The sequence below is a fragment of the Pseudomonas edaphica genome, from assembly GCF_005863185.1.
GTDB lineage: Bacteria > Pseudomonadota > Gammaproteobacteria > Pseudomonadales > Pseudomonadaceae > Aquipseudomonas > Aquipseudomonas edaphica.
In genome coordinates, this window is record NZ_VBVZ01000025.1 from 1 (window position 1) to 22,203 (window position 22,203).

19 protein-coding genes are annotated in these 22,203 nt (G+C 61.9%); 10 read left to right on the plus strand and 9 right to left on the minus strand.

The annotated features are described in order from the left end of the window. Together ptsP (FEM54_RS03020) and FEM54_RS03025 are read left to right on the plus strand one after the other, a co-directional pair. Positions 1-1,337 (plus strand): phosphoenolpyruvate--protein phosphotransferase (gene ptsP / locus FEM54_RS03020; protein ID WP_138449443.1); only part of this gene is annotated, 1,337 nt, incomplete at its 5' end. A gap of 2 nt (positions 1,338-1,339) precedes the next feature. Next, complete coding sequence (locus FEM54_RS03025; protein ID WP_138449445.1) at positions 1,340-1,618, plus strand: PTS sugar transporter subunit IIB; 279 nt, start codon at positions 1,340-1,342, stop codon at positions 1,616-1,618. A gap of 150 nt (positions 1,619-1,768) precedes the next feature. On the opposite strand, the gene mltF is transcribed toward FEM54_RS03025, so the two are convergent. Then, a complete protein-coding gene (gene mltF, locus FEM54_RS03030; protein ID WP_017139703.1) occupies positions 1,769-3,229 on the minus strand; it encodes a membrane-bound lytic murein transglycosylase MltF in 1,461 nt (486 codons plus the stop codon). 287 nt (positions 3,230-3,516) lie between these two features. Here mltF and purL point away from each other — a divergent pair, with 287 nt between their 5' ends. From purL to FEM54_RS03045, 3 genes are all read left to right on the plus strand, one after another. Continuing rightward, on the plus strand, positions 3,517-7,413 hold the full coding sequence (gene purL / locus FEM54_RS03035) for a phosphoribosylformylglycinamidine synthase (protein WP_138449448.1): 3,897 nt from the start codon (positions 3,517-3,519) through the stop codon (positions 7,411-7,413). Between the two features lie 4 nt (positions 7,414-7,417). After that, positions 7,418-7,729: a YqfO family protein gene (locus tag FEM54_RS03040; RefSeq protein WP_138449450.1), complete on the plus strand. Its 312-nt coding sequence runs from the start codon at positions 7,418-7,420 to the stop codon at positions 7,727-7,729. Positions 7,730-8,193: 464 nt separating this feature from the next. Then, positions 8,194-8,457: a DUF6124 family protein gene (locus FEM54_RS03045; protein WP_138449452.1), complete on the plus strand. Its 264-nt coding sequence runs from the start codon at positions 8,194-8,196 to the stop codon at positions 8,455-8,457. Between the two features lie 170 nt (positions 8,458-8,627). On the opposite strand, the gene nagE is transcribed toward FEM54_RS03045, so the two are convergent. The 7 genes from nagE to FEM54_RS03085 form a co-directional block, all read right to left on the minus strand. Further along, complete coding sequence (gene nagE / locus FEM54_RS03055; protein ID WP_138449454.1) at positions 8,628-10,325, minus strand: N-acetylglucosamine-specific PTS transporter subunit IIBC; 1,698 nt, start codon at positions 10,323-10,325, stop codon at positions 8,628-8,630. Between the two features lie 26 nt (positions 10,326-10,351). Beyond that, on the minus strand, positions 10,352-12,862 hold the full coding sequence (gene ptsP / locus FEM54_RS03060) for a phosphoenolpyruvate--protein phosphotransferase (protein WP_138449456.1): 2,511 nt from the start codon (positions 12,860-12,862) through the stop codon (positions 10,352-10,354). A gap of 29 nt (positions 12,863-12,891) precedes the next feature. Continuing rightward, positions 12,892-13,902 carry an SIS domain-containing protein gene (locus FEM54_RS03065; protein WP_370694380.1) on the minus strand — a complete coding sequence of 337 codons (1,011 nt, stop codon included), beginning with the start codon at positions 13,900-13,902 and terminating at the stop codon, positions 12,892-12,894. Then, on the minus strand, positions 13,895-15,001 hold the full coding sequence (nagA, locus tag FEM54_RS03070) for an N-acetylglucosamine-6-phosphate deacetylase (RefSeq protein WP_138449460.1): 1,107 nt from the start codon (positions 14,999-15,001) through the stop codon (positions 13,895-13,897). Before nagA ends, FEM54_RS03065 begins: the two co-directional genes overlap by 8 nt. 10 nt (positions 15,002-15,011) lie before the next feature. After that, complete coding sequence (locus FEM54_RS03075) at positions 15,012-15,770, minus strand: GntR family transcriptional regulator (RefSeq protein ID WP_099549346.1); 759 nt, start codon at positions 15,768-15,770, stop codon at positions 15,012-15,014. A 271-nt stretch (positions 15,771-16,041) separates the two neighbouring features. Beyond that, positions 16,042-16,545 (minus strand): L,D-transpeptidase family protein, encoded by a 504-nt coding sequence (locus FEM54_RS03080; RefSeq protein ID WP_099485500.1) that lies wholly within the window; start codon positions 16,543-16,545, stop codon positions 16,042-16,044. 36 nt (positions 16,546-16,581) lie between these two features. Further along, the gene (locus FEM54_RS03085) at positions 16,582-17,130 is read right to left on the minus strand and encodes an NUDIX hydrolase (RefSeq protein WP_017139715.1); all 549 of its coding nucleotides are present in this window, start codon (positions 17,128-17,130) and stop codon (positions 16,582-16,584) included. A gap of 146 nt (positions 17,131-17,276) precedes the next feature. On the opposite strand from FEM54_RS03085, the gene FEM54_RS03090 reads away from it, so the two are divergent. The 5 genes from FEM54_RS03090 (at position 17,277) to purT (ending at position 20,519) form a co-directional block, all read left to right on the plus strand. Then, on the plus strand, positions 17,277-17,879 hold the full coding sequence (locus FEM54_RS03090; protein ID WP_017139716.1) for a CoA pyrophosphatase: 603 nt from the start codon (positions 17,277-17,279) through the stop codon (positions 17,877-17,879). Between the two features lie 35 nt (positions 17,880-17,914). Next, entirely contained in the window at positions 17,915-18,439 is a 525-nt protein-coding gene (locus tag FEM54_RS03095; RefSeq protein WP_058414816.1) for a gamma carbonic anhydrase family protein, read from the plus strand. Next, a complete protein-coding gene (locus tag FEM54_RS03100; RefSeq protein WP_138449462.1) occupies positions 18,436-18,651 on the plus strand; it encodes a DUF1289 domain-containing protein in 216 nt (71 codons plus the stop codon). Before FEM54_RS03095 ends, FEM54_RS03100 begins: the two co-directional genes overlap by 4 nt. Before the next feature lie 149 nt (positions 18,652-18,800). After that, positions 18,801-19,268, plus strand: coding sequence for a VUT family protein (locus FEM54_RS03105; RefSeq protein WP_056858699.1), 468 nt, complete (start codon positions 18,801-18,803; stop codon positions 19,266-19,268). Positions 19,269-19,337: 69 nt separating this feature from the next. Next, positions 19,338-20,519, plus strand: coding sequence for a formate-dependent phosphoribosylglycinamide formyltransferase (gene purT / locus FEM54_RS03110; RefSeq protein ID WP_138449464.1), 1,182 nt, complete (start codon positions 19,338-19,340; stop codon positions 20,517-20,519). A gap of 44 nt (positions 20,520-20,563) precedes the next feature. Here purT and FEM54_RS03115 read toward each other — a convergent pair whose 3' ends face one another. Continuing rightward, on the minus strand, positions 20,564-21,874 hold the full coding sequence (locus FEM54_RS03115) for an MFS transporter (RefSeq protein WP_017139721.1): 1,311 nt from the start codon (positions 21,872-21,874) through the stop codon (positions 20,564-20,566). Between the last annotated feature and the right edge of the window lie 329 nt (positions 21,875-22,203).

Sequence of the window (22,203 nt, forward strand, 5' to 3'; positions counted from 1 at the left end):
ATGTTGGCCAGCGTGTGCTGAAGTTGATCCTCGGTATTGAGGACAGCGCCTGGGCGTTGCCGGATCGTGCGATCGTGATTGCCGAGCAACTGACCCCCTCGCAAACCGCTGGCCTCGATACGCGCAAAGTGTTGGGGTTCGTCACCGTCGGCGGCGGCGCCACCAGCCATGTGGCGATCCTGGCGCGTGCCCTTGGTTTGCCGTCGTTGTGCGGCGTTCCGGCACAGGCATTGGCGCTGGCCAACGGCAAGCAGGTGCTGCTCGATGCCGACAAAGGCGAGCTGCACCTGGAGCCTGACCTGGCCGCTGTCGAGCAACTGGCCGCTACCCGCAAGCAACACATACTGCGACGTGAGCGTGAGGTGGCGCAGGCCGCCTTGCCCGGTATCACGCGCGATGGTCATCATGTCGAGATCACGGCCAATGTCGCCTCGTTGCAGGAGGTCGAGCAATCCCTGGCCTTGGGCGGTGAAGGCGTTGGCCTGTTGCGTTCGGAGTTTCTCTACCTGGACCGCAATCGCGCGCCCAGCCCCGAGGAGCAAGCCGGCACCTACAGCGCCATCGCCCGAGCCCTGGGCAGCGAACGCAATCTGGTGGTGCGCACTTTGGATGTGGGCGGCGATAAACCTTTGGCCTATGTGCCGATGGAGCGCGAGACCAACCCGTTCCTCGGCCTGCGTGGTATTCGCCTGTGCCTGGAGCGCCCTGAATTGCTGCGCGAGCAGTTCCGCGCGATCCTGGCGAGTGCCGGATTTGCGCGGCTGCATATCATGCTACCGATGGTCAGCCTGCTGTCGGAGCTGCATCTGGCGCGCAAGATCCTTGAAGAGGAAGCGCTGGCGCTGAGCCTGACCGAGCTGCCAAAGCTGGGCATCATGATCGAGGTGCCGTCTGCGGCCTTGATGGCAGATGTCTTCGCGCCGCATGTGGATTTCTTCTCCATCGGCACCAATGACCTCACCCAATACACCCTGGCCATGGACCGCGACCACCCGCGCCTGGCCAGCCAGGCCGACAGCTTCCATCCGTCGGTATTGCGCCTGATTGCCACCACGGTCAAGGCCGCCCACGCCCATGGCAAGTGGGTCGGCGTGTGCGGCGCGTTGGCGTCTGAAGCACTGGCGGTGCCGGTGTTGATCGGGCTGGGGGTGGATGAACTGTCGGTCAGCGTACCGCTGATCCCGACCATCAAGGCCACCGTGCGCGAGCTGGACATGGCCGACTGCCAGATCATCGCCCGCCAGGTGCTTGGCCTGGAAGAAGCCGCCCAAGTACGCGAGGCCCTGCGCCTGTACCACGCGGCCACTGTTGAAACCTCACCTGTCGTGGAGCACTGAGCATGTTCGAGAAATTACAGCGCGCATTCTGGAAGGCCCTCACCCCGGACTTGATTGCCGAAACCGTGGTGGCGCCTGCGCAGGGGCTGTTGTCGACCGAGGTACTGAGCGCATTGGGCGGTGTGGATAACCTCAAGTCGCAACAGCACGTGGCACTGACGCGGGTGCGGGTGCAGTTGCAGGATGCAGGGCGGCTGGATGCGCAGGCGCTGAAGGCGGCGGGTGTTGCGGGTGTGATGGTGTTAACGGGCGGGGTCGTGCATCTGCTCACTGGCCTATAAAACGACGAGGATCAACTGTGGAAGCCGGGCTTGCCCGCGATAGCGGTGTGTCAGGAAACGAATATGTTGACTGGCTAGCCGCCATCGCGGGCAAGTCGAATCGTCGCACCGCCGCTCCCACAGGGTTATGGGTCGTTTGGGCGATTGGGTTTACAGCTGCGGGTTATCTTCCGGCGGCTTGGTCTTGTCGATACCCGGCACGTGCAAGTTGCCTTCCACCACTTGGTTGCCTTCCAACTGCGGCTGGGTCACCCAGGTGAGAATGTCGTAATACCGCCGGATGTTCGCGACAAAATGCACCGGCTCGCCACCGCGGGCATAACCGTAGCGGGTCTTGCTGTACCACTGCTTCTGCGACAGGCGCGGCAGCATCTTCTTCACGTCCAGCCACTTGTTCGGGTTCAGGCCGTCTTTCTTGGCCAGCGTGCGCGCATCTTCCAGGTGGCCGGTGCCGACGTTATAGGCGGCGAGGGCGAACCAGGTGCGGTCCGGCTCGGCAATGCTGTCGTCCAACTCATCCTTGATCTTGGCCAGGTACTTGGCACCGCCCATGATGCTTTGCTTGGCGTCCAGGCGGTTGGACACGCCCATGGCCTGGGCGGTGTTCTGGGTCAGCATCATCAGGCCGCGCACGCCGGTCTTGGAGGTGACGGCCGGTTGCCACAGCGATTCCTGATAGCCGATGGCCGCCAGTAGGCGCCAGTCGACCTTTTCTTCCTTGGCGTAGGCGCGAAAGTGTTTCTCGTACTTGGGCAGGCGTTGCTGCAAATGCTGGGCGAAGGTGTAGGCGCCGACATAGCCGAGTACATCGACATGCCCGTAGTAACGGTCTTTCAGTCGCTGCAGGGTGCCGTTTTTCTCAACCTTGTCCAGGTAGCTGTTGATCTCGTTGAGCAGGCTATTGTCTTCACCCGGCGCCACGGCCCAGCTCTGGTTGCTGGCATTGCCGAGGTCGAAGGCCACGCGCACGTTGGGGAAGTACACCTGGTTCATCGCCACTTCGTTGGAGTCCACCAGGGTCAGGTCGATCTGGCCCTCGTCCACCATGCGCAGCAGGTCCACCACCTCCACGGCGTCGGACTCTTCGTATTCAATCGCTGGGTTCTGCTTTTTAAGTGCCGCCAATTGCTCGGCGTGGGTGCTGCCTTTGAGCACCATGATCTTCTTGCCCACCAGGTCTGCCGGGCCGGTGGGGCGCGACTGGCCGTTGCGGTAGATGATCTGCGGCGTGACTTCCAGGTACGGATGGGAGAAACGCACCTGTTGCGCGCGCTGCTCGCTGCTGACCAGGCCGGCGGCCGCAAGAACCGGACCGTTGGGTTTGCCCAGTTGGCCGAACAGGTCATCGAGATTATCGGCGGTCTCGATTTCCAGCTTCACGCCCAGGTCATCGGCAAAGCGCTTGACCAGTTCGTACTCGAAACCGGTTTCACCGTTGCGGTCCTGGAAATACGTCGCCGGGCTGTTCCGGGTAATCACCCGCAATACGCCATCCTCCTTGATTCGCTCGAGCGTGCTGGGCTTATCAACACAGGCGCTGAGCATCAGGAAGAGTCCGGTTGCGATCAGCCATTTGGCGCATCGCGGGCGTAAAGCAGTAGGGGAGAACATCTGCGCAGTATACGCAAACGGCCCTCGGCGCCATATCTCGACAGCAGCGGACTTGTCTGCTAGCACCCGCAAAACCGGGCTGCAGCCCGCAGAAACGTGGGTTGGCGAGGGTTTGTGACGGTTAAAATAACTGCGCGCCAACCCCAGGATTTCGCCCCGAAAGCATGCAATCGCTGCCAACTGACGTTCGGCAGCGGCCAGCCGTGCCGTTTCGAGTGCCGTTGGCGCAGGTTTACGCTAGAATGCACGGCCTCAAAGCACACCCCCTTCCCGAGGCTGTCCCGAAGATGTTGATCCTGCGCGGCGCTCCTGCCCTTTCTGCCTTTCGCCACAGCAAACTCCTTGAGCAACTGAGCCAAAAGGTTCCAGCTGTTACAGGCTTGTATGCTGAATTTGCTCACTTCGCCGACGTAACCGGCGTCTTGACCGCCGACGAACAGCAAGTGCTCGCACGCCTTCTGAAGTACGGCCCCAGCGTTCCCGTTCAAGAGCCGACCGGCCGCTTGTTCCTGGTTCTGCCGCGGTTCGGCACCATCTCGCCCTGGTCGAGCAAGGCCAGTGATATCGCGCGTAACTGCGGCCTGGAAAAAATCCAGCGCCTGGAGCGCGGTATCGCTTTCTACGTCGCCGGCCAGTTCAGCGATGCCGAGGCCGAGCTGATCGCCAGCAGCCTGCACGACCGCATGACCCAGATCATCGTCAGCCAGTTGGAACAGGCTGCCGGCCTGTTCAGCCACGCCGAGCCCAAGCCGCTCACTGCGATTGACGTGCTCGGCGGTGGCCGCGCCGCCCTCGAGAAGGCCAACACCGAACTGGGCCTGGCGCTCGCCGAAGATGAGATCGACTACCTGGTCGACGCCTTCAATGGCTTGAAGCGCAACCCGCACGACATCGAACTGATGATGTTCGCCCAGGCCAACTCCGAGCACTGCCGTCACAAGATCTTCAACGCCAGTTGGGATATCGACGGCGAAAGCCAGGAAAAAAGCCTGTTCGGCATGATCAAGAACACCTACGTGATGCACAGCGAAGGCGTTCTGTCGGCTTATAAGGACAACGCCTCGGTGATCGTCGGCTCCGTCGCCGGCCGTTTCTTCCCGGACCCTGAAACCCGCCAGTACGGCGCGGTGCAGGAGCCGGTGCACATCCTGATGAAGGTTGAAACCCACAACCACCCGACCGCGATTGCCCCGTTCCCGGGCGCAGCGACAGGTTCGGGCGGCGAAATCCGTGACGAAGGCGCCACCGGCCGTGGCGCCAAGCCAAAGGCTGGCCTTACCGGTTTCACCGTGTCCAACCTGCAGATCCCCGGTTTCGAACAGCCGTGGGAAGTGCCGTACGGCAAGCCTGAGCGCATCGTTACCGCACTCGACATCATGATCGAAGGCCCGCTCGGCGGCGCCGCGTTCAACAACGAATTCGGGCGCCCGGCACTCACCGGCTACTTCCGTACGTTTGAACAATCCATCACCACCCCGCGTGGCGATGAAGTGCGCGGCTACCACAAGCCAATCATGTTGGCCGGCGGCATGGGCAACATCCGCGAAGAACACGTCAAGAAAGGCGAGATTCTGGTCGGCTCCAAGCTGATCGTCCTCGGCGGCCCGGCGATGTTGATCGGCCTGGGCGGCGGCGCAGCTTCCTCCATGGCCACCGGCACCAGCTCGGCAGACCTGGACTTCGCTTCCGTACAGCGCGAAAACCCGGAAATGGAACGCCGCTGCCAGGAAGTCATCGACCGTTGCTGGCAGTTGGGTGACAAGAACCCGATCAGCTTCATCCACGACGTCGGCGCCGGTGGTTTGTCCAACGCCTTCCCGGAACTGGTCAACGATGGCGACCGTGGTGGCCGTTTCGAACTGCGCAACATTCCAAACGACGAGCCGGGCATGGCCCCGCACGAAATCTGGAGTAACGAATCCCAGGAACGCTACGTACTGGCCGTTGGCCCTGAAGACTTCGCGCGCTTCCAGGCCATCTGCGAACGTGAGCGTTGCCCATTTGCCGTGGTCGGCGAAGCCACTGCCGAACCACAGCTGACGGTCACCGACAGCCACTTCGGCAACAGCCCGGTCGACATGCCGCTGGAAGTACTGCTGGGCAAAGCCCCGCGCATGCACCGCTCCGCCGTGCGTGAAACCGAGCTGGGCGATGACTTCGACCCAAGTACGCTGGAACTGGCCGACAGCATCGAACGCGTGCTGCACCACCCGGCCGTGGCGAGCAAAAGCTTCCTGATCACCATTGGCGACCGCACCATCACCGGCCTGGTGGCCCGTGACCAAATGGTTGGCCCATGGCAAGTGCCGGTGGCCGACGTTGCCGTCACCGCCACCAGCTTTGACGTGTACACCGGTGAAGCCATGGCCATGGGCGAGCGCACGCCGCTGGCCCTGCTGGACGCCCCGGCGTCGGGCCGTATGGCCATTGGTGAAACCCTCACCAACATCGCCGCTTCGCGCATTGGCAAGCTGTCCGACATCAAACTGTCGGCCAACTGGATGTCCGCTGCCGGTCACCCGGGTGAAGATGCGCGCCTGTACGACACCGTCAAGGCTGTCGGCATGGAGCTGTGCCCGGAACTGGGTATCACCATTCCGGTGGGCAAGGACTCCATGTCCATGGCCACCCGTTGGAACGAAGACGGCACCGACAAGAGCGTGACCTCGCCGCTGTCGCTGATCGTGACCGGTTTTGCACCGGTCACCGACATCCGTCAGACCCTGACCCCGCAACTGCGCATGGACAAGGGCACCACCGATCTGATCCTGATCGACTTGGGCCGTGGCCAGAACCGCATGGGCGCCTCGATCCTCGCGCAAACCCACGGCAAACTCGGCAAGCACGCGCCGGACGTGGATGACGCCGAAGACCTCAAAGCCTTCTTCGCCGTGATCCAGGGCCTGAACGCCGACGGCCACCTGCTGGCGTACCACGACCGTTCCGACGGCGGTTTGCTGACCAGCGTTGTCGAAATGGCATTTGCCGGTCACTGCGGCCTGAACATTGTGCTCGACAGCGTTGCCGAGGATGCTGCCGAAATCAACGGCATCCTGTTCAATGAAGAGTTGGGCGCCGTGATCCAGGTTCGCCAGGACGCCACCCCGGACGTGCTCGCCCAATTCAGCGCCGCTGGCCTGGACGACTGTGTGGCGGTGATCGGTCAGCCGATCAATAACGGTGAAATCAATATCTCCTTCAATGGCGATACCGTGTTTGCCGGCCAGCGCCGCTTGCTGCAACGCCAGTGGGCCGAGACCAGCTACCAGATCCAACGCCTGCGTGATAACGCCGACTGCGCCGAGCAGGAATTCGACGTGATCCTGGAAGAAGACAACCCGGGCCTGAGCACCAAGCTCAGCTTCGACGTCAACCAGGACATCGCCGCGCCTTACATCAAGAAAGGCATTCGCCCACAAGTTGCCGTACTGCGAGAGCAGGGCGTCAACGGCCAGGTGGAAATGGCGGCCGCGTTCGACCGCGCCGGCTTTAATGCGATCGACGTGCACATGAGCGACATCCTCGCCGGTCGCGTTGACCTCAACGAGTTCAAAGGCCTGGTCGCTTGCGGTGGTTTCTCCTACGGTGACGTGTTGGGTGCCGGTGAAGGCTGGGCCAAATCGGCCCTGTTCAACAGCCGTGCCCGCGATGCGTTCCAGGGCTTCTTCGAGCGTAACGACAGCTTCACCCTGGGTGTGTGCAACGGTTGCCAGATGATGTCCAACCTGCACGAGTTGATCCCGGGCAGCGAGTTCTGGCCGCACTTTGTGCGTAACCGTTCCGAGCAGTTCGAAGCCCGTGTCGCCATGGTGCAGGTGCAGGAATCCAACTCGATCTTCCTGCAAGGCATGGCCGGTTCGCGCATGCCAATCGCCATCGCCCACGGTGAAGGCCACGCTGAATTCTCCAGCGAAGAAGCCCTGCTCGAAGCCGACCTGTCCGGTTGTGTGGCGATGCGTTTCGTCGACAACCACGGCAAGGTCACAGAGAGCTACCCGGCCAACCCGAACGGCTCGCCGCGCGGGATCACCGGCCTTACCAGCCGCGACGGTCGCGTGACCATCATGATGCCGCACCCGGAGCGTGTGTTCCGCGCCGTGCAAAACTCGTGGCGCCCTGAAGAGTGGAACGAAGACGGCGCGTGGATGCGCATGTTCCGCAACGCTCGCGTGTGGGTGAACTAAGGCGGTGTACAAGCTTGCCTTCTTTGTGCCCGCCAGCCATGTGGAGACGGTGAAAGCCGCCGTCTTCGCAGCCGGCGGCGGGCGCATCGGCAACTACGACAGCTGTGCCTGGCAAGTGCTGGGCCAGGGCCAATTTCGCGCGTTGGACGGCAGCCAGCCGTTTCTTGGGCAGGTGGGCCAGGTTGAAGTGGTTGAAGAATGGAAGGTTGAGCTGGTGGTGGCGGATGAGTTGATCGTGGCGGTTGTAGCCGCGTTGAAACTCAGCCATCCCTATGAGACACCGGCGTATGAGGTGTGGCAGTTGGCGGATTTTTGATTCGCAGGTTGCAGAAACAAGAAACCCGCTGGGCCAGTTTGGTCAGCGGGTTTTTTGTTGGTTGTAAGGGCCAATCGCAGGCAAGCCAGCTCCCACAGTTTGATCTGTGAATACGTTCAAAATGTGGGAGCTGGCTTGCCTGCGATGGCGCCGGGACAGGCGCCCCAGATCTTTCCCACAGGCTTTTCAGGTTGTCCCTAGGAACTGGCGGCACTAGTCTTCTCGGGTCGCTGCCAATGTGGCGACCGGGACTGCAAGCCCGCCGATAGTTTGTTAGTGGCCAACAGTGCACCTATAATCGTGCCGCTTTGATGAAGCGATCATTGATTTATGGTGGCTGTGTGCGGGAGATCTCTGGGTCTGCCGGGTTTCCTAACAACTCGGTCTTGCAGACCCGTACACAGCTGCCACCCATCATCTGCAAGTGATGTCGGTAGCTCCCATTTTTTGTTAGGAGTTTTACCATGATCAAAGACAGTCCAAATCCCCCATCTGATTCTCAGCCCACCGATCAAATCTTCACCGTACTTCCTAACCTGAACAGCGAAACCCTGCTCGCCAATGCCTCCCAAGACCTGGCATCACTTCAAGCACTGGCAGGCAACTTGGCTTTTGACACCGACGGCCCGCAGCGTGATGCTCTGCTGGGGATTCATCGGATGCTGGAAGGTATTCAGTTGATGGTGGATCGGGTGTTGGATCTATTTGAGGTGCCTGATCAGAAGTAATCAGGCGCCTGTAAGGGCCAATCGCAGGCAAGCCAGCTCCCACATTGATCGTTCCCACGCTCCGCGTGGGAATGCATCCTGTGACGCTCCGCGTCACCCTTGTGCAGGGCGACGGCTTGGACGCGGAGCGTCCGGGGCGGCATTCCCACGCAGAGTGTGGGAACGATCGGTCAGGCGTTGATTGGGCGGGTAACCAGCCGCTCCAGTGCCTCGCCCAATCCAGTGGCCTTGTCACCAATCAACAAATGCCAAACCCCGCTGTCCAGCTGGCTCACACCCTGGCAACCCAGCGCAGTCAGGTCCGCTTCAGACAGCACCGAATCATCCCCCAGTTCCACCCGCAATCGGGTCATCGCCACCGCTTCCAGCTGGCGCACATTCGTGCGGCCGCCTAAAGCATTCAGCCACTTCTCGGCCTCTTGCACATTCACCGCGACCGGTTTATCCACAGGCTGGGCGGCCACCGGCGCACTGGCAACAAACGACGGCATCGCCAGGCGGATCTCATCCGCAATGCTGTCGGCCATCGGCCCTACGACCACCTGCAAGCTCCCGCCGTTACCCGGTCGAACCACGGCCATCGCGCCCAGTGCTTTCAACTGCGCATCCACCGCCTTGTTACGATCCACCATGTCCAGGCGCAGACGAGTCGTGCACGCGCCGACACTCAGCAAATTCTCTGCACCGCCGAGTGCACGGATGTAGGCACTGGCCCGCTGGTTATCGGTCATCACCTCAGCCTGCACCACCTGGATGTCTTCACGCCCCGGTGTCTTCAGGTTGAACCGACGAATGCAATAGTTGAACACGCTGTAGTAGATCACCGCGTAAGCCAACCCGACCGGGAATACCAGCCAGCCGTTGGTGGATTTGCCCCAACCGAGCACCATGTCGATAAAGCCACCGGAGAAGGTAAAGCCCAGGTGGATATTCAGCATATTGGTCACGGCCATCGACAGGCCGGTGAGCACCGCGTGGATCAGGTACAAAAATGGTGCGAGGAACATAAACGCGAATTCGATCGGCTCAGTCACGCCGGTCAAAAACGAGGTCAGCGCCATCGACAGGAAAATCCCGCCCATGACCTTGCGGCGTTCCGGCAGTGCATTGCGGTACATCGCCAAACACGCGGCGGGCAGGCCGAACAGCATCACCGGGAACATGCCGGTCATGAACTGGCCGCCTTTCGGGTCGCCGGCAAAATACCGGGTCAGGTCGCCGGTGACGATGGCGCCGGTGGTTGGGTCGGTAAAGCTGCCAAACACAAACCACGCCATGTTGTTGAGGATATGGTGCAAGCCGGTGACGATCAGCAGGCGGTTGAACACGCCAAACACAAATGCGCCAAAGCTGCCGCTTTCCATCAGCAGCACGCCGAAACTGTTGATGCCGTGCTGGATCGGTGGCCAGATCAGGCCAAAGATCACGCCCAGGGCGACCGCCGAAAACCCGGTGACAATCGGCACAAACCGTCGCCCACCAAAGAAGGCCAGGTACTCCGGCAGCTTGATGTCCTTGAAGCGGTTATACAGCCCACCGGCCATCAAGCCGCTGGCAATACCGGCGAGCATGCCCATGTTGATGGTGGTGTCCATCACCTTGAGCGTGGAAATCATCACCAGGTAACCAATCGCCCCGGCCAAACCCGCCGTGCCGTTATTGTCGCGGGCAAAACCCACGGCAATACCGATGGCGAAGATCAGCGCCAGGTTGGCGAAGATTGCTTGCCCGGCATCGTGCATCACCGCGATGTTCAAAAGGTCGGTGTCGCCCAGACGCAGCAAGAGACCGGCGATCGGCAGAATCGCGATCGGCAGCATCAGTGCGCGGCCGAGGCGTTGCAGGCCTTCGATGAAATGTTGGTACATGGCGTGTCTCCCTATTCTTGTTGTTTTCAGCTCAGCGGCCAGTGGTGTTGACAGGCTTGGCGAACGGCCTTGGCGCTGCTCAGGTCGAGCAGGCCTTGGCTCAATTGCCGGCATTGCGCCGCGTCCAGGTGGCGGACGCGGTCCTTGATTTCTCCGATTTGCGGCGGGCTTACCGACAGTTCACTCACACCCAGGCCAACCAGTACCGGCGTGGCCAGCGGGTCGGACGCCAGGGCGCCGCACACACCCACCCAGCGCCCATGCTTGGCGGCACCGGCGCAGGTTTGCGCGATCAAGCGCAGCAGCGCCGGGTGCAAGGCATCCACCCGTGCGGCGAGGCCCGCGTGATCGCGGTCCATGGCCAGGGTGTACTGGGACAGGTCATTGGTGCCGATGGATAAAAAGTCCGCGTGTTTGGCGAGTTGCTCAGCCATCAGCGCGGCGGCGGGCACTTCGATCATCACGCCCAGTTCCGGACGCTGGGTCAGCTCCAGCTCCGCGCAGAGTTCATCCAGGCGCTGGCGGATCTGCAGCAGTTCATCCACCTCGCTGACCATCGGCAGCAGGATGCGGCAACGCGCCAGCGGAGACACTTGCAGCAGCGCGCGCAGTTGCTGGTCGAGCACGTCCGGGCGCACCTGCGCCAGGCGAATGCCGCGCAGGCCCAGCACCGGGTTGGCCTCAACCGGCAACGGCAGGTAGTCGAGCTGTTTGTCGCCGCCCACGTCGATGGTGCGGATGATCACCGACTTGTCGCCCATGGCATCCAGCACGGCCTGGTAGGCCTGGCGTTGCTCTTGCTCATCCGGCGCGGTGCGGCGGTCGACAAACAGGAATTCGGTGCGCAGCAGGCCTACACCATCGGCGCCGTTTTCAAACGCCACTTGGGCCTCGGCACTGGAGGCGACATTGGCCGCCACTTCAATGCTCACGCCATCGCGGGTGTGCGCCGCTTGCCGGGCTTGGGCCTGCTGTTGCTGACGGCGCAGTTTCTGCGCATCGCGAATCTGGTGCACTTCGGCGTGGCGCGCCTCGCTGGGTGCCAGTTCCAGGCGACCGTTGGCCGCGTCCAGCACCACGCGTTGGCCTTGGGGCACGTCGAGCACTTCGGCGCCCAGCGCGACCACGCACGGCAAGCCTTTGCCTCGGGCCAAAATCGCGACGTGAGACGTAGCGCCGCCTTCGGCCATGCAAATACCCACGGCGTTTTGTGCGCTCAGTTGCAGCAGGTCGGAGGGGGTCAGTTCATGGGCGCTGACAATCGAGCCGGCCGGCAATTCGAAGTGCCAGGTTTCGCCCAACAGCGCACGCAGTACGCGTTGTTGCAGGTCGCGCAGGTCGTTGGCGCGCTCGGCAAATAGCGGTTTGCCCAAGGCCAGCAACACCGCGCATTGCGCCTGGATCGCGTCGCGCCAGGCGTGGGTAGCGGCGCTGCCTTGCTCGATGGCACGGGTGGCGGCATCCAGCAGCGTGGGGTCTTCCAACAGCGCAAGGTGGGCGGCGAAGATGTCTTCTTCTTCGACGTTCTTGCGTTGGCGTGCGTGTGCCAGGGTGCTGCGGATTTCTCCGCGCACGTGCTCCAGCGCGGTGTCCAGGCGTTGCAGTTGTTCGTCGGCGATATGGTTGCCCGTGTCTTGCGGCAGTTCGATACCGGTGAGGCGAAACAGCGGCCCGCAGACCAGGCCGGGCGCGGCGCACACGCCTTGCAACACACCGGCTTCGGTGTTCGCCCGACGCGGTGTCACGGCTACCGGCGCGTGGTGTTCTTCACTCACAGCAACCGACAGTGCGGCCACCAACGCCTGCAACGCCGCCTCGCAATCCTTGCCGCGACAGGTGATGCGCACTTCATCACCTTCACCAATGCCCAACCCCATCAAGCCAATCAGGCTGTCGCACGGCGCCGACTTACCGGCGAAGTGCAACTCTGCATGGCTGCTGAAACCTTGCGCGGTCTTACGCACCAGCGCGGCGGGGCGTGCATGCAAACCGCCACGGTGGGTAATGCGCACGCTGGCGCGCACTTCGGTGACAGAGTTATCCACAGCCGCCTGCAACGGCGCTACCGAACGCGCGGCAATGTGCAGCAACGGCTCACCCACCTTGACGGTTTTTCCTGCAACCGGCCGTAGCTCAAAACCCTCGCCATTAGTCAGGATAATCAGGCTGACCAGGCTTTTGCACTGGCGCGCAATGCGATCCAGATCAAACTGCACCAGTGCCTGGCCCTGGCTCACCCGTGCGCCTTCCTTCACCAGCAGGGCAAAGCCTTCGCCGTTCAATTCCACGGTGTCGATGCCCACATGCATCAACATTTCGGCGCCGTTGTCGGCACGAATCGTCAGTGCATGCCCGGTGCGCGCAACGTGGATGATCACGCCGTCACAGGGCGCGTGCAGGCAGTCGTTCAACGGGTCGATGGCAATACCGTCGCCCATGGCGCCACTGGCGAACACTTCATCGGGAACGTTGCCCAGGCTCAGCACCGGGCCACTGAGTGGGGCGCTTAGGGTCAATTCATTATTGTTGTAGGACATGGGCACGGTACTCATCAGGAAAACGCGACTCAGTGAGTGCGGGTAACTTTGCTCAGGTGGCGCGGCTGGTCCGGGTCCATGCCCCGGGCCTCCGCCAGGCCGGCGGCCATCACGTAGAAGCTTTGGATCGCCAGGATCGGGTCCAGGCTAGGGTGTTCGGCGCGGCTCAGGGTCAGGTCGCGTTCAACGATATCGTCCGGCGCGGCCAACAAGACGCGGGCGCCGCGTTGACGCATATCGGCGGCCAGGCTCAACAGCCCGGCTTGCTCGGCGCCGCGTGGGGCGAACACCAGCAGTGGGTAGTTTTCATCGATCAAGGCCATCGGCCCGTGGCGCACTTCGGCGCTGCTGAAGGCTTCGGCCTGGATCGCCGAGGTTTCCTTGAGCTTGAGCGCGGCTTCCTGGGCGATGGCAAAACCGGCGCCACGGCCAATTACAATCAGGCGTTGGCTGCTGCGCAGGGCTTCGATGGCTGGCGTCCAGTCCTGGGTGGCGGCTTCGCGCAAGCCGTCGGGCAAGGCCTGGCAGGCTTGCAGCAGCAACAGGTCCTGGTTCCAGTGGCCGATCAACTGCGCGCTGGCGCTTAAAGTGGCGATAAAGCTTTTGGTCGCGGCGACACTCTGCTCCGGCCCGGCACACAGTGGCACATGGAATTCACACGCGGCTTCCAGTGGTGAGTCTTCGGCGTTGACCATCGAAATGCTCAAGACCCCGCGTTTGCGCAGCAGGCGCAGGCTGTTGACCAAATCCGGGCTTTGCCCCGACTGGGAGAAACCGAACGCCACTTGGCCGCTGACCTTTAACGGCGCTTGCAGCAAGGTCACCACCGACATTGGCAACGACGCCACCGGAATACCCACATGCTGCATGGCCAGGTAGGCGAAGTAACTGGCGGCATGGTCTGAACTGCCACGGGCGATGGTCATCGCCACTTGCGGCGGCTGACGGCGCAGGCGCCCGGCCACTTCCTCCAGCATCGGGTTGAGGCGCTGCAGTTGTGCCTCCACGGCGTGACAGGAGGCCAGGGCCTCTTCAAGCATTTTTGAAGTCAATGGTTTCTCCTTCGACCATTACGTCGGTGAGTGTCAGGGAGCGGTCCATGCGCACGCAGTCGGCAAAGCTGCCGGGTTGCAGGCGCCCGCGTTCTTCCAGGCCCAAATAGTCCGCAGGAAATTGCGACAGGCGTTGTGAGGCTTCGCTGATCGGCAGGCCGATTTTCACCAGGTTGCGCAGCGCCTGGTCCATGGTCAGGGTGCTGCCGGCCAAGGTGCCGTCGGCCAGGCGCACGCCGCCCAGGCATTTGGTGACGGTGTGGCTGCCCAGCTTGTATTCGCCGTCGGGCATGCCGGCGGCAGCGGTGGAATCGGTGACGCAGTACAGGCACGGGATCGAGCGCAGCGCCACGCGCATGGCGCCGGGGTGTACATGCAGCAAATCCGGGATCAATTCGGCGTACTTGGCGTGGGCCAACGCGGCGCCGACGATGCCGGGTTCGCGGTGATGCAGCGGGCTCATGGCGTTATACAAATGCGTGAAGCTGGTGGCGCCGGCGGCGAGGGCAGCGACGCCTTCTTCGTAGCTGCCCAGGGTGTGGCCGATTTGCATGCGCACGCCGCGTTCGCTGAGGGCGCGGATCAAGGCATCGTGGCCGGCGATTTCCGGAGCAATGGTGATCACCCGGATCGGCGCCAGGCGCAGGTAGGCTTCGACTTCGGCCATCAGTGCGGTGTGGGCAAAGTTGGGCTGCGCGCCGAGTTTTCCCGGATTGATGTAGGGGCCTTCCAGGTGTACGCCGAGCACCCGTGCGCTGCCTGTAGGGCGCTGCTCGCAGAACGTGCCGAGTTCGCCGAGCACGCGGGAAATTTCATCCACCGGTGCGGTCATGGTGGTAGCCAGCAGCGAGGTCGTACCAAAGCGCACGTGGGTGCGGGTGATGGTCTCGAAGGCGTCGGTGCCTTCCATGATGTCTTTGCCGCCACCGCCGTGAACGTGCAGGTCAATAAAGCCTGGCAGCAAGTAGGGCAGGTCATTGTCGTTCGGGTCGCACGGCGTGCCGTCGATGGCGACCACCTTGCCGTGTTCGTGCACCAGGCGGCCGCGAATCCAGCCGCCGGGCGTGAGGATGTTGTCTTCGGACATGGGCAGTTCTCTAAACCCGCAGTTCAGCGGAGTAGTCATTGCGGCGCAGCTCTGCGACGAAGTCGTAGTAGTCGTTGCGGCAGTAGGTGTCGGTGATTTCAATCGGCGTGTTGTCGGCGGTGTAGCCGACTCGGGTCATCAGCAGCATGGCGGTGCCGGGGGCGATGCCGACCAGCTTGGCGAACTCATCGGAGGCATTGATCGCCTGGATATGTTGCAGTGCGCGCACCACCGGTTTGCCGATGCTTTCCAGGTATTCGTACAGCGAATTGCCGATGGCTTGCGGGTTTGGCAGCACGGAGGCGGGCATGGCGGTCATTTCAATTGCCATTACGGTGTCATCGGCCTTACGCAGGCGTTTGAGCCGCGCCACTTTGTCGGTCGGCGACAGGCCCAGGCGGATCAGTTCTTCGTGGGTCGGCGGGGTGATGTCGCGCTCAAGCCACTGGGACGTGGGCACAAAGCCCTTGAGGCGCAACATCTCGCTGAACCCCGACAGGCGCGACAGCGGCTGCTCCAGACGCGGGGTGATAAAGGTCCCCGAGCCTTGGCTACGGCGAATCAAGCCTTGGGCAAACAGCACTTCCAGGGCTTTACGCGCGGTGACGCGGGAAATACTCAGTTGCTCACTCAGGACCCGTTCCGACGGCAACGCCTGTTCGGATTTCCACTCGCCGGCATGGATCGCCGCTTCGAGCTTGCGGGCCAATTGCAGGTACAGCGGCGTGGACTGTTTGTCGTCGGGGCGCAGCGCCAGTATGGGATTCATCTGTCAGGTTTCCGATGCGTTATTGGAATGTTGTCGCCCGGTATTGGCCGGAAATTAATACCACTTAAATACCATGTCAATGCAGCGAAAACAGTGCGGTAGCCTGTTTCAGCGCACATTAAGGGTGCCTGGTATCAAGTGGTATTAGAGAGGTCTTGAGTGCGCGCAGAATTGCGCAGCCCGCGCAGTGAACTGGTATTCACCGGCAGGCGCTGCCATGGGCAGGGATTTTTTTTAATTATTTTTGAGTTATTTTACAAACGGTAGGCGATTACGGACGAATCTCGATCAGGGTGCCGTCTTTGACCAGGTTCCAGACTTCGCGCATGTCCACGTTGCGCATGCCGATGCAACCGTCGGTCCAGTCCAGGGTGTGAAACCACTGTTCCGGGTATTCCTCGGTGTCGGGCGTGCCGTGGATCATGATCATGCTGCCCGGTTTCACGCCTTCGCGGCGTGCGCGGGCCGAGTCACTGATATTGGGGTAGGAGATGTGCATGGCCAGGTTGAAGCGGTCGCTGGTCTTGCGCCAGTCGATCCAGTAGAAGCCCTCTGGCGTGCGGCGGTCGCCTTCCATCAGTTTGGTGCCCTTGGGGTTTTTACCGAGCGAGATGCGGTAGGTCTTGAGCGGTTTGCCGTCGTTGATCAATTGCAACTGATGGGCGGACTTGAGCACCAGGATTTTCTCGACCGGTTTGCCGCCGAGGGTTTCCACCGTGGAGGCCGAAGACAGGCTAGCGAACGACAGGCAGATCAGAGCGAGCAACCAACGCATTAAAACGGTTTCCCTTGTAAAAGGTGCTGCCTGGAGTTATTTGGCCGGCCGCGTCATCGGCGGCACCGACTCGCTGCGCACCGGGAACAGCTGTTGCCTGCGGTCAGCGAAGAAGCATTCTAAGGTACGCCCGACCGTGCGGAAAGCCAGCTCGGACCAAGGGATGTCGGCCTCATCAAACAGCTTCACTTCAAGGCTCTCGGGGCCTGCGGCGAAGTCCAGGTCGACCAGTTCGGCGCGGTAGAAGATATGCACCTGGCTGATGTGCGGTACATCGATCAGGGTATAGATGCTCAGGTTGCGCACGCGGGCGCAGGCTTCTTCCAGGGTTTCGCGGGCGGCGGCCTGTTCGACGGTTTCGCCGTTTTCCATAAAGCCTGCGGGCAGGGTCCAGTAACCCAGGCGCGGTTCGATGGCGCGACGGCACAGCAGCACTTTGTCGCCCCACACCGGCACGGTGCCGGCGACGATATTGGGGTTCTGGTAATGAATGGTCGAGCAGTGATCACACACGTAGCGCAGGCGGCCGTCGCCTTCGGGAATGCGTTGGGTAACCGGTTTACCGCACTGGCTGCAGAAATTCATGCTGGGGTTCCTGGAAAGTGCGTCTATCTTGGCGTGGCGGGCAGGGCGCTGCAAGTTGTCGTTTAGCGACACGCCGGTGGTTTTGGGGTTGGGCGCCTGCCTGCTTTGGTGCATGATACAAGGTAGCCAACAGACCGAGATGACTCATGCTGGACGAGCTACTTCGCCGGGTAACCAATCACACCCCCCACACCTTGGAAACTGACGGGCGTTTCCCCGAGGCCGCCGTGTTGGTGCCGATCACCCGCAGCGACGAACCCGAGCTGATCCTGACCCTGCGCGCCAGCGGTCTGTCGACCCACGGTGGCGAAGTGGCGTTTCCTGGCGGGCGGCGCGACCCCGAAGACCCGGACCTGATTTTTACCGCACTGCGCGAAGCCGAAGAGGAAATCGGTCTGCCGCCCGGTCTGGTGGAAGTGGTCGGCCCGTTAAGCCCGTTGATTTCCCTGCATGGCATTCGTGTAACGCCCTACGTCGGTGTGATCCCCGATTACGTCGAATACCTGGCCAACGATGCCGAGATCGCCGCCGTGTTCAGCGTACCGCTGGAGTTTTTCCGCCAGGACCCGCGCGAACACACCCACCGCATCGATTACCAGGGCCGCAGTTGGTATGTGCCCAGCTACCGATTTGGCGAATACAAGATTTGGGGGTTGACGGCAATCATGATCGTCGAGCTGATCAACCTGCTCTATGACGACGCTCAGATCAGCCTGCACCAGCCGCCTAAAAGCTTTATCAATATCTAAGCCATCGCTTGAATGGCCAGCCGTGAGGACACACCATGAAATACCGCCTGGGCGACGCCCGCGTCGAGACGCACCCGCACAGCTGGGTGGCGCCGAATGCCACGCTGGTCGGCAAGGTCAAGCTGGAAGAGGGCGCCAACGTCTGGTTCAACGCGGTGTTGCGTGGCGATAACGAGCTGATCCTGATCGGCAAGAATAGCAATGTGCAGGACGGCAGCGTGATGCACACCGACATGGGCTACCCGCTGACCCTGGGCACCGGCGTGACCATCGGCCATAACGCCATGCTGCACGGCTGCACCGTCGACGACTACAGCCTGATCGGCATCAACGCGGTGATCCTCAACGGTGCCAGGATCGGCAAACATTGCATCATCGGCGCCAACTCGCTGATTGGCGAAGGCAAGGAAATCCCCGATGGCTCGCTGGTGATGGGTTCGCCGGGCAAGGTGGTACGTGAGCTGACCGAGGCGCAAAAGCGCATGCTCGAAGCCAGCGCCGCGCACTATGTGCATAACGCGCAGCGGTATGCGCGTGACCTGGTTGAGCAGGAACAATGAACCCGGTTGAACGCCCCGTCGCCTCGCCGTGCGTGAGTATTTGTGCGCTGGACGATGACGATATTTGTACCGGCTGCCAGCGCACCGTGGATGAGATTACGCGCTGGAGTCGCATGGACAATGCCGAGCGCCGGGTGGTGCTGGGGTTGTGCCATGAGCGGGCGATGGCGAGTGGGTTGGTGTGGATGATGCCGGGTAAATCTGGGGCCTGAGCGACCGCTATCGCAGGCAAGCCAGCTCCCACACTTGATTTGTGAATACCTTCAAATGTGGGAGCTGGCTTGCCTGCGATGAGGCCCGCCCAGACGACATATTTCAAAATGTGAAGTACCCTGTGCCCCTTGCCCACAGGTCCTCCCCCATGCTCTTCCTGATCGCCTACATCAGCAGCGTCGTGCTGATCAACTTCGCTTTCTCCACCGCCCCGCACCTGGATGTCATCTGGTCCGCCTGGGGTGGCCTGGTGTTTATCCTGCGTGACATGGTGCAAACCCGCTTCGGCCATGGCGCAATCATCGCCATGCTGGCAGCGCTGGTGCTGTCGTATATCACCTCTGACCCGTCCATCGCGCTGGCCAGCGCCACGGCGTTTGCGGTGTCCGAGTGCATCGACTGGCTGGTGTTCAGCATCACCAAGCGCCCGCTGCACGACCGCCTGTGGATAAGTTCGGCGCTGAGCATTCCCCTCGATACGTTTATCTTCTTCGGCTTGATCGGCGCGCTCACACCGGCAGTGGCCGGCACCGCGCTGGTGTCCAAATTTGCCGGGGTCACGGTGGTGTGGCTGATCATGGCCTGGCGTATGCGCAAACGGGCTGTCGCCAACTGAGGCCAATTTTTACAGTTCATGTAAAATGCCGGCCTTTCTCCCCATGATCCGCTCCCCTGAGGACCTGAGATGACCCGAATCGGAACTCCATTGTCGCCAACCGCGACCCGCGTTTTGCTGTGTGGCTGCGGTGAGCTGGGCAAGGAAGTGGTAATCGAACTGCAACGCCTGGGCGTTGAAGTGATTGCCGTGGATCGCTACGCCAACGCGCCGGCCATGCAGGTTGCGCACCGCAGCCACGTGATCAACATGCTCGACGGCGCCGCCCTGCGCGCCGTGATCGAGGCCGAAAAGCCGCACTTCATCGTGCCGGAAATCGAAGCCATCGCCACTGCAACGCTGGTGGAACTGGAAGCCGAAGGCTTTACCGTGATCCCGACCGCGCGTGCCACGTCGCTGACCATGAACCGTGAAGGCATCCGTCGTCTGGCCGCTGAAGAGCTGGACCTGCCGACTTCGCCGTACCACTTCGCCGACACCTTCGAAGACTACAGCAAGGCCGTGCAAGACCTGGGCTTCCCGTGTGTGGTCAAACCGGTGATGAGTTCGTCGGGCAAGGGCCAGAGCCTGCTGCGCGGCGCCGATGATGTACAAAAAGCCTGGGATTACGCCCAGGAAGGCGGGCGTGCCGGCAAAGGCCGCGTGATCATCGAAGGTTTTATCGACTTCGACTACGAAATCACCCTGCTGACCGTGCGTCACATCGGTGGCACCACCTTCTGCGCGCCTGTAGGGCACCGTCAGGAGAAGGGCGATTATCAGGAATCCTGGCAGCCGCAAGCCATGAGCCCGATTGCCCTGGCTGAATCCGAGCGTGTAGCCAAAGCCGTGACCGAGGCGCTGGGTGGCCGCGGTCTGTTTGGCGTGGAGTTGTTCATCAAGGGCGATCAGGTGTGGTTCAGCGAAGTGTCGCCACGCCCGCATGACACCGGTCTGGTGACCCTGATATCCCAGGACCTGTCGCAGTTTGCGCTGCACGCGCGCGCCATCCTGGGCTTGCCGATTCCGTTGATCCGCCAGTTCGGGCCTTCGGCTTCGGCGGTGATCCTGGTGGAAGGGCAGTCGACTCAGACAGCGTTCGCCAACCTCGGCGCTGCCTTGAGCGAACCGGACACGGCGTTGCGTCTGTTTGGCAAGCCGGAAGTGAATGGCCAGCGCCGCATGGGCGTGGCGTTGGCGCGGGATGAGTCGATTGAGGCTGCCCGAGCTAAAGCGACCCGTGCTTCGAAGGCTGTTGTTGTAGAGCTGTAAACCCAACCCGATCGTTCCCACGCGGAGCGTGGGAACGATCGGCTTCAGGCGACCTTGTTCAAATCATTATCCCGCGTCTCTTTCAGGCACAGCACAGCAATCAAGCTGAGCAACGCTGCCGCCGACACATACCCGCCGACATAACTCAGCCCACCCATCGCCACCAGCTTGGTTGCAAAAAACGGTGCGGCCGACGCGCCGACAATCCCACCGAGGTTATACGCCGCCGAAGCGCCGGTATAACGCACGCGGGTCGGGAACAGTTCCGGCAGCATCGCGCCCATCGGGGCAAACGTGATGCCCATCAGGAACAGTTCCAGCGCCAGGAACAACGCAACCGCCCAGGTTGAACCGTGGGTCAGCAGCGGCTCCATGGTGAAACCCGACAAAATCGCCAGCACCGCGCCGACGATCAGCACCGGCTTGCGCCCGTAGCGGTCGCTGGCCAAGGCTGCCAGCGGCGTGGCCAGCCCCATGAACAGCACCGCAAAGCACAGTAAACCGAGGAACATCTCACGGCTGTAGCCCAAGGTCGAAACCCCGTAGCTCAAAGAAAATGCGGTGGTGATGTAAAACAGCGCATAGCACACCACCATCGACGCGGCGCCCAGCAGCACCGGCAGCCAATGCTGGCTGAACAGTTCTACCAATGGCACTTTCACCGGCGCCTCTTTGGCCACGGCGTTGGCGAATACCGGCGTTTCGTGCAGCTTGAGCCGCGCATACAGGCCGACCATCACCAGCGCTGCGCTGAGGATGAACGGGATGCGCCAGCCCCAGCTGCGGAACTGCTCGTCGTTGAGGCTCATGGCCAGGATCAGGAACAGGCCATTGGCTGCCAGAAAACCAATTGACGGACCCAGTTGCGGGAACATGCCGAACCAGGCGCGCTTGCCCTTGGGGGCGTTCTCGGTGGCCAGCAGCGCCGCGCCGCCCCATTCGCCGCCAAGGCCCAGGCCCTGGCCGAAGCGCAGCACACACAGCAGGATCGGCGCCCAGGCACCGATGCTGTCATACCCCGGCAGCAAGCCGATCAGGGTGGTACACACGCCCATCAGCAGCAGCGAGGCGACGAGGGTAGATTTGCGCCCGATACGGTCGCCGAAGTGGCCGAACAGCGCCGAGCCCAGCGGGCGGGCAATAAAGGCGATACCGAAGGTCAGGAACGACGCCAGCATCTGCGCGGTGCCGGAGGTCTGTGGGAAGAACACTGGGCCAATCACCAGTGCCGCAGCGGTGGCGTAGATATAGAAATCGTAGAACTCGATGGCAGTGCCGACGATGCTGGCAGTGGCAACCCGTGCGGTCGAGTTGAGCGGGGCGGCGGGTGCGGCCTCGTTGTAGGTGGTGCTCATGGCGGTATCCCTGACGGTCATTGCGCGTTTGGACGCGGATTATTATTGGTCGAACACCCATGGATCAGGGTTGTAAGCGGAGCGGCTCGGGATGGGAGCAAACACCGGTCAGACACGGTAAGGCGGTGCCTGGACGCGCTGAGTGCGGGTAGCACGCGGTCGGGCGGGGCTTGGGTAAGCCGAGCCGATTATAGGAAGGGGTTTGTAGATCCAACAAGGGGGGCGTTGGCACGCTGATAATGCTGGCTTTGGTGTGGGCTGGCTTGTGTGGGAGCTGGCTTGCCTGCGATGCAGGCACCTCGGTCATTCAGTTGAACCGAGGTGATGCC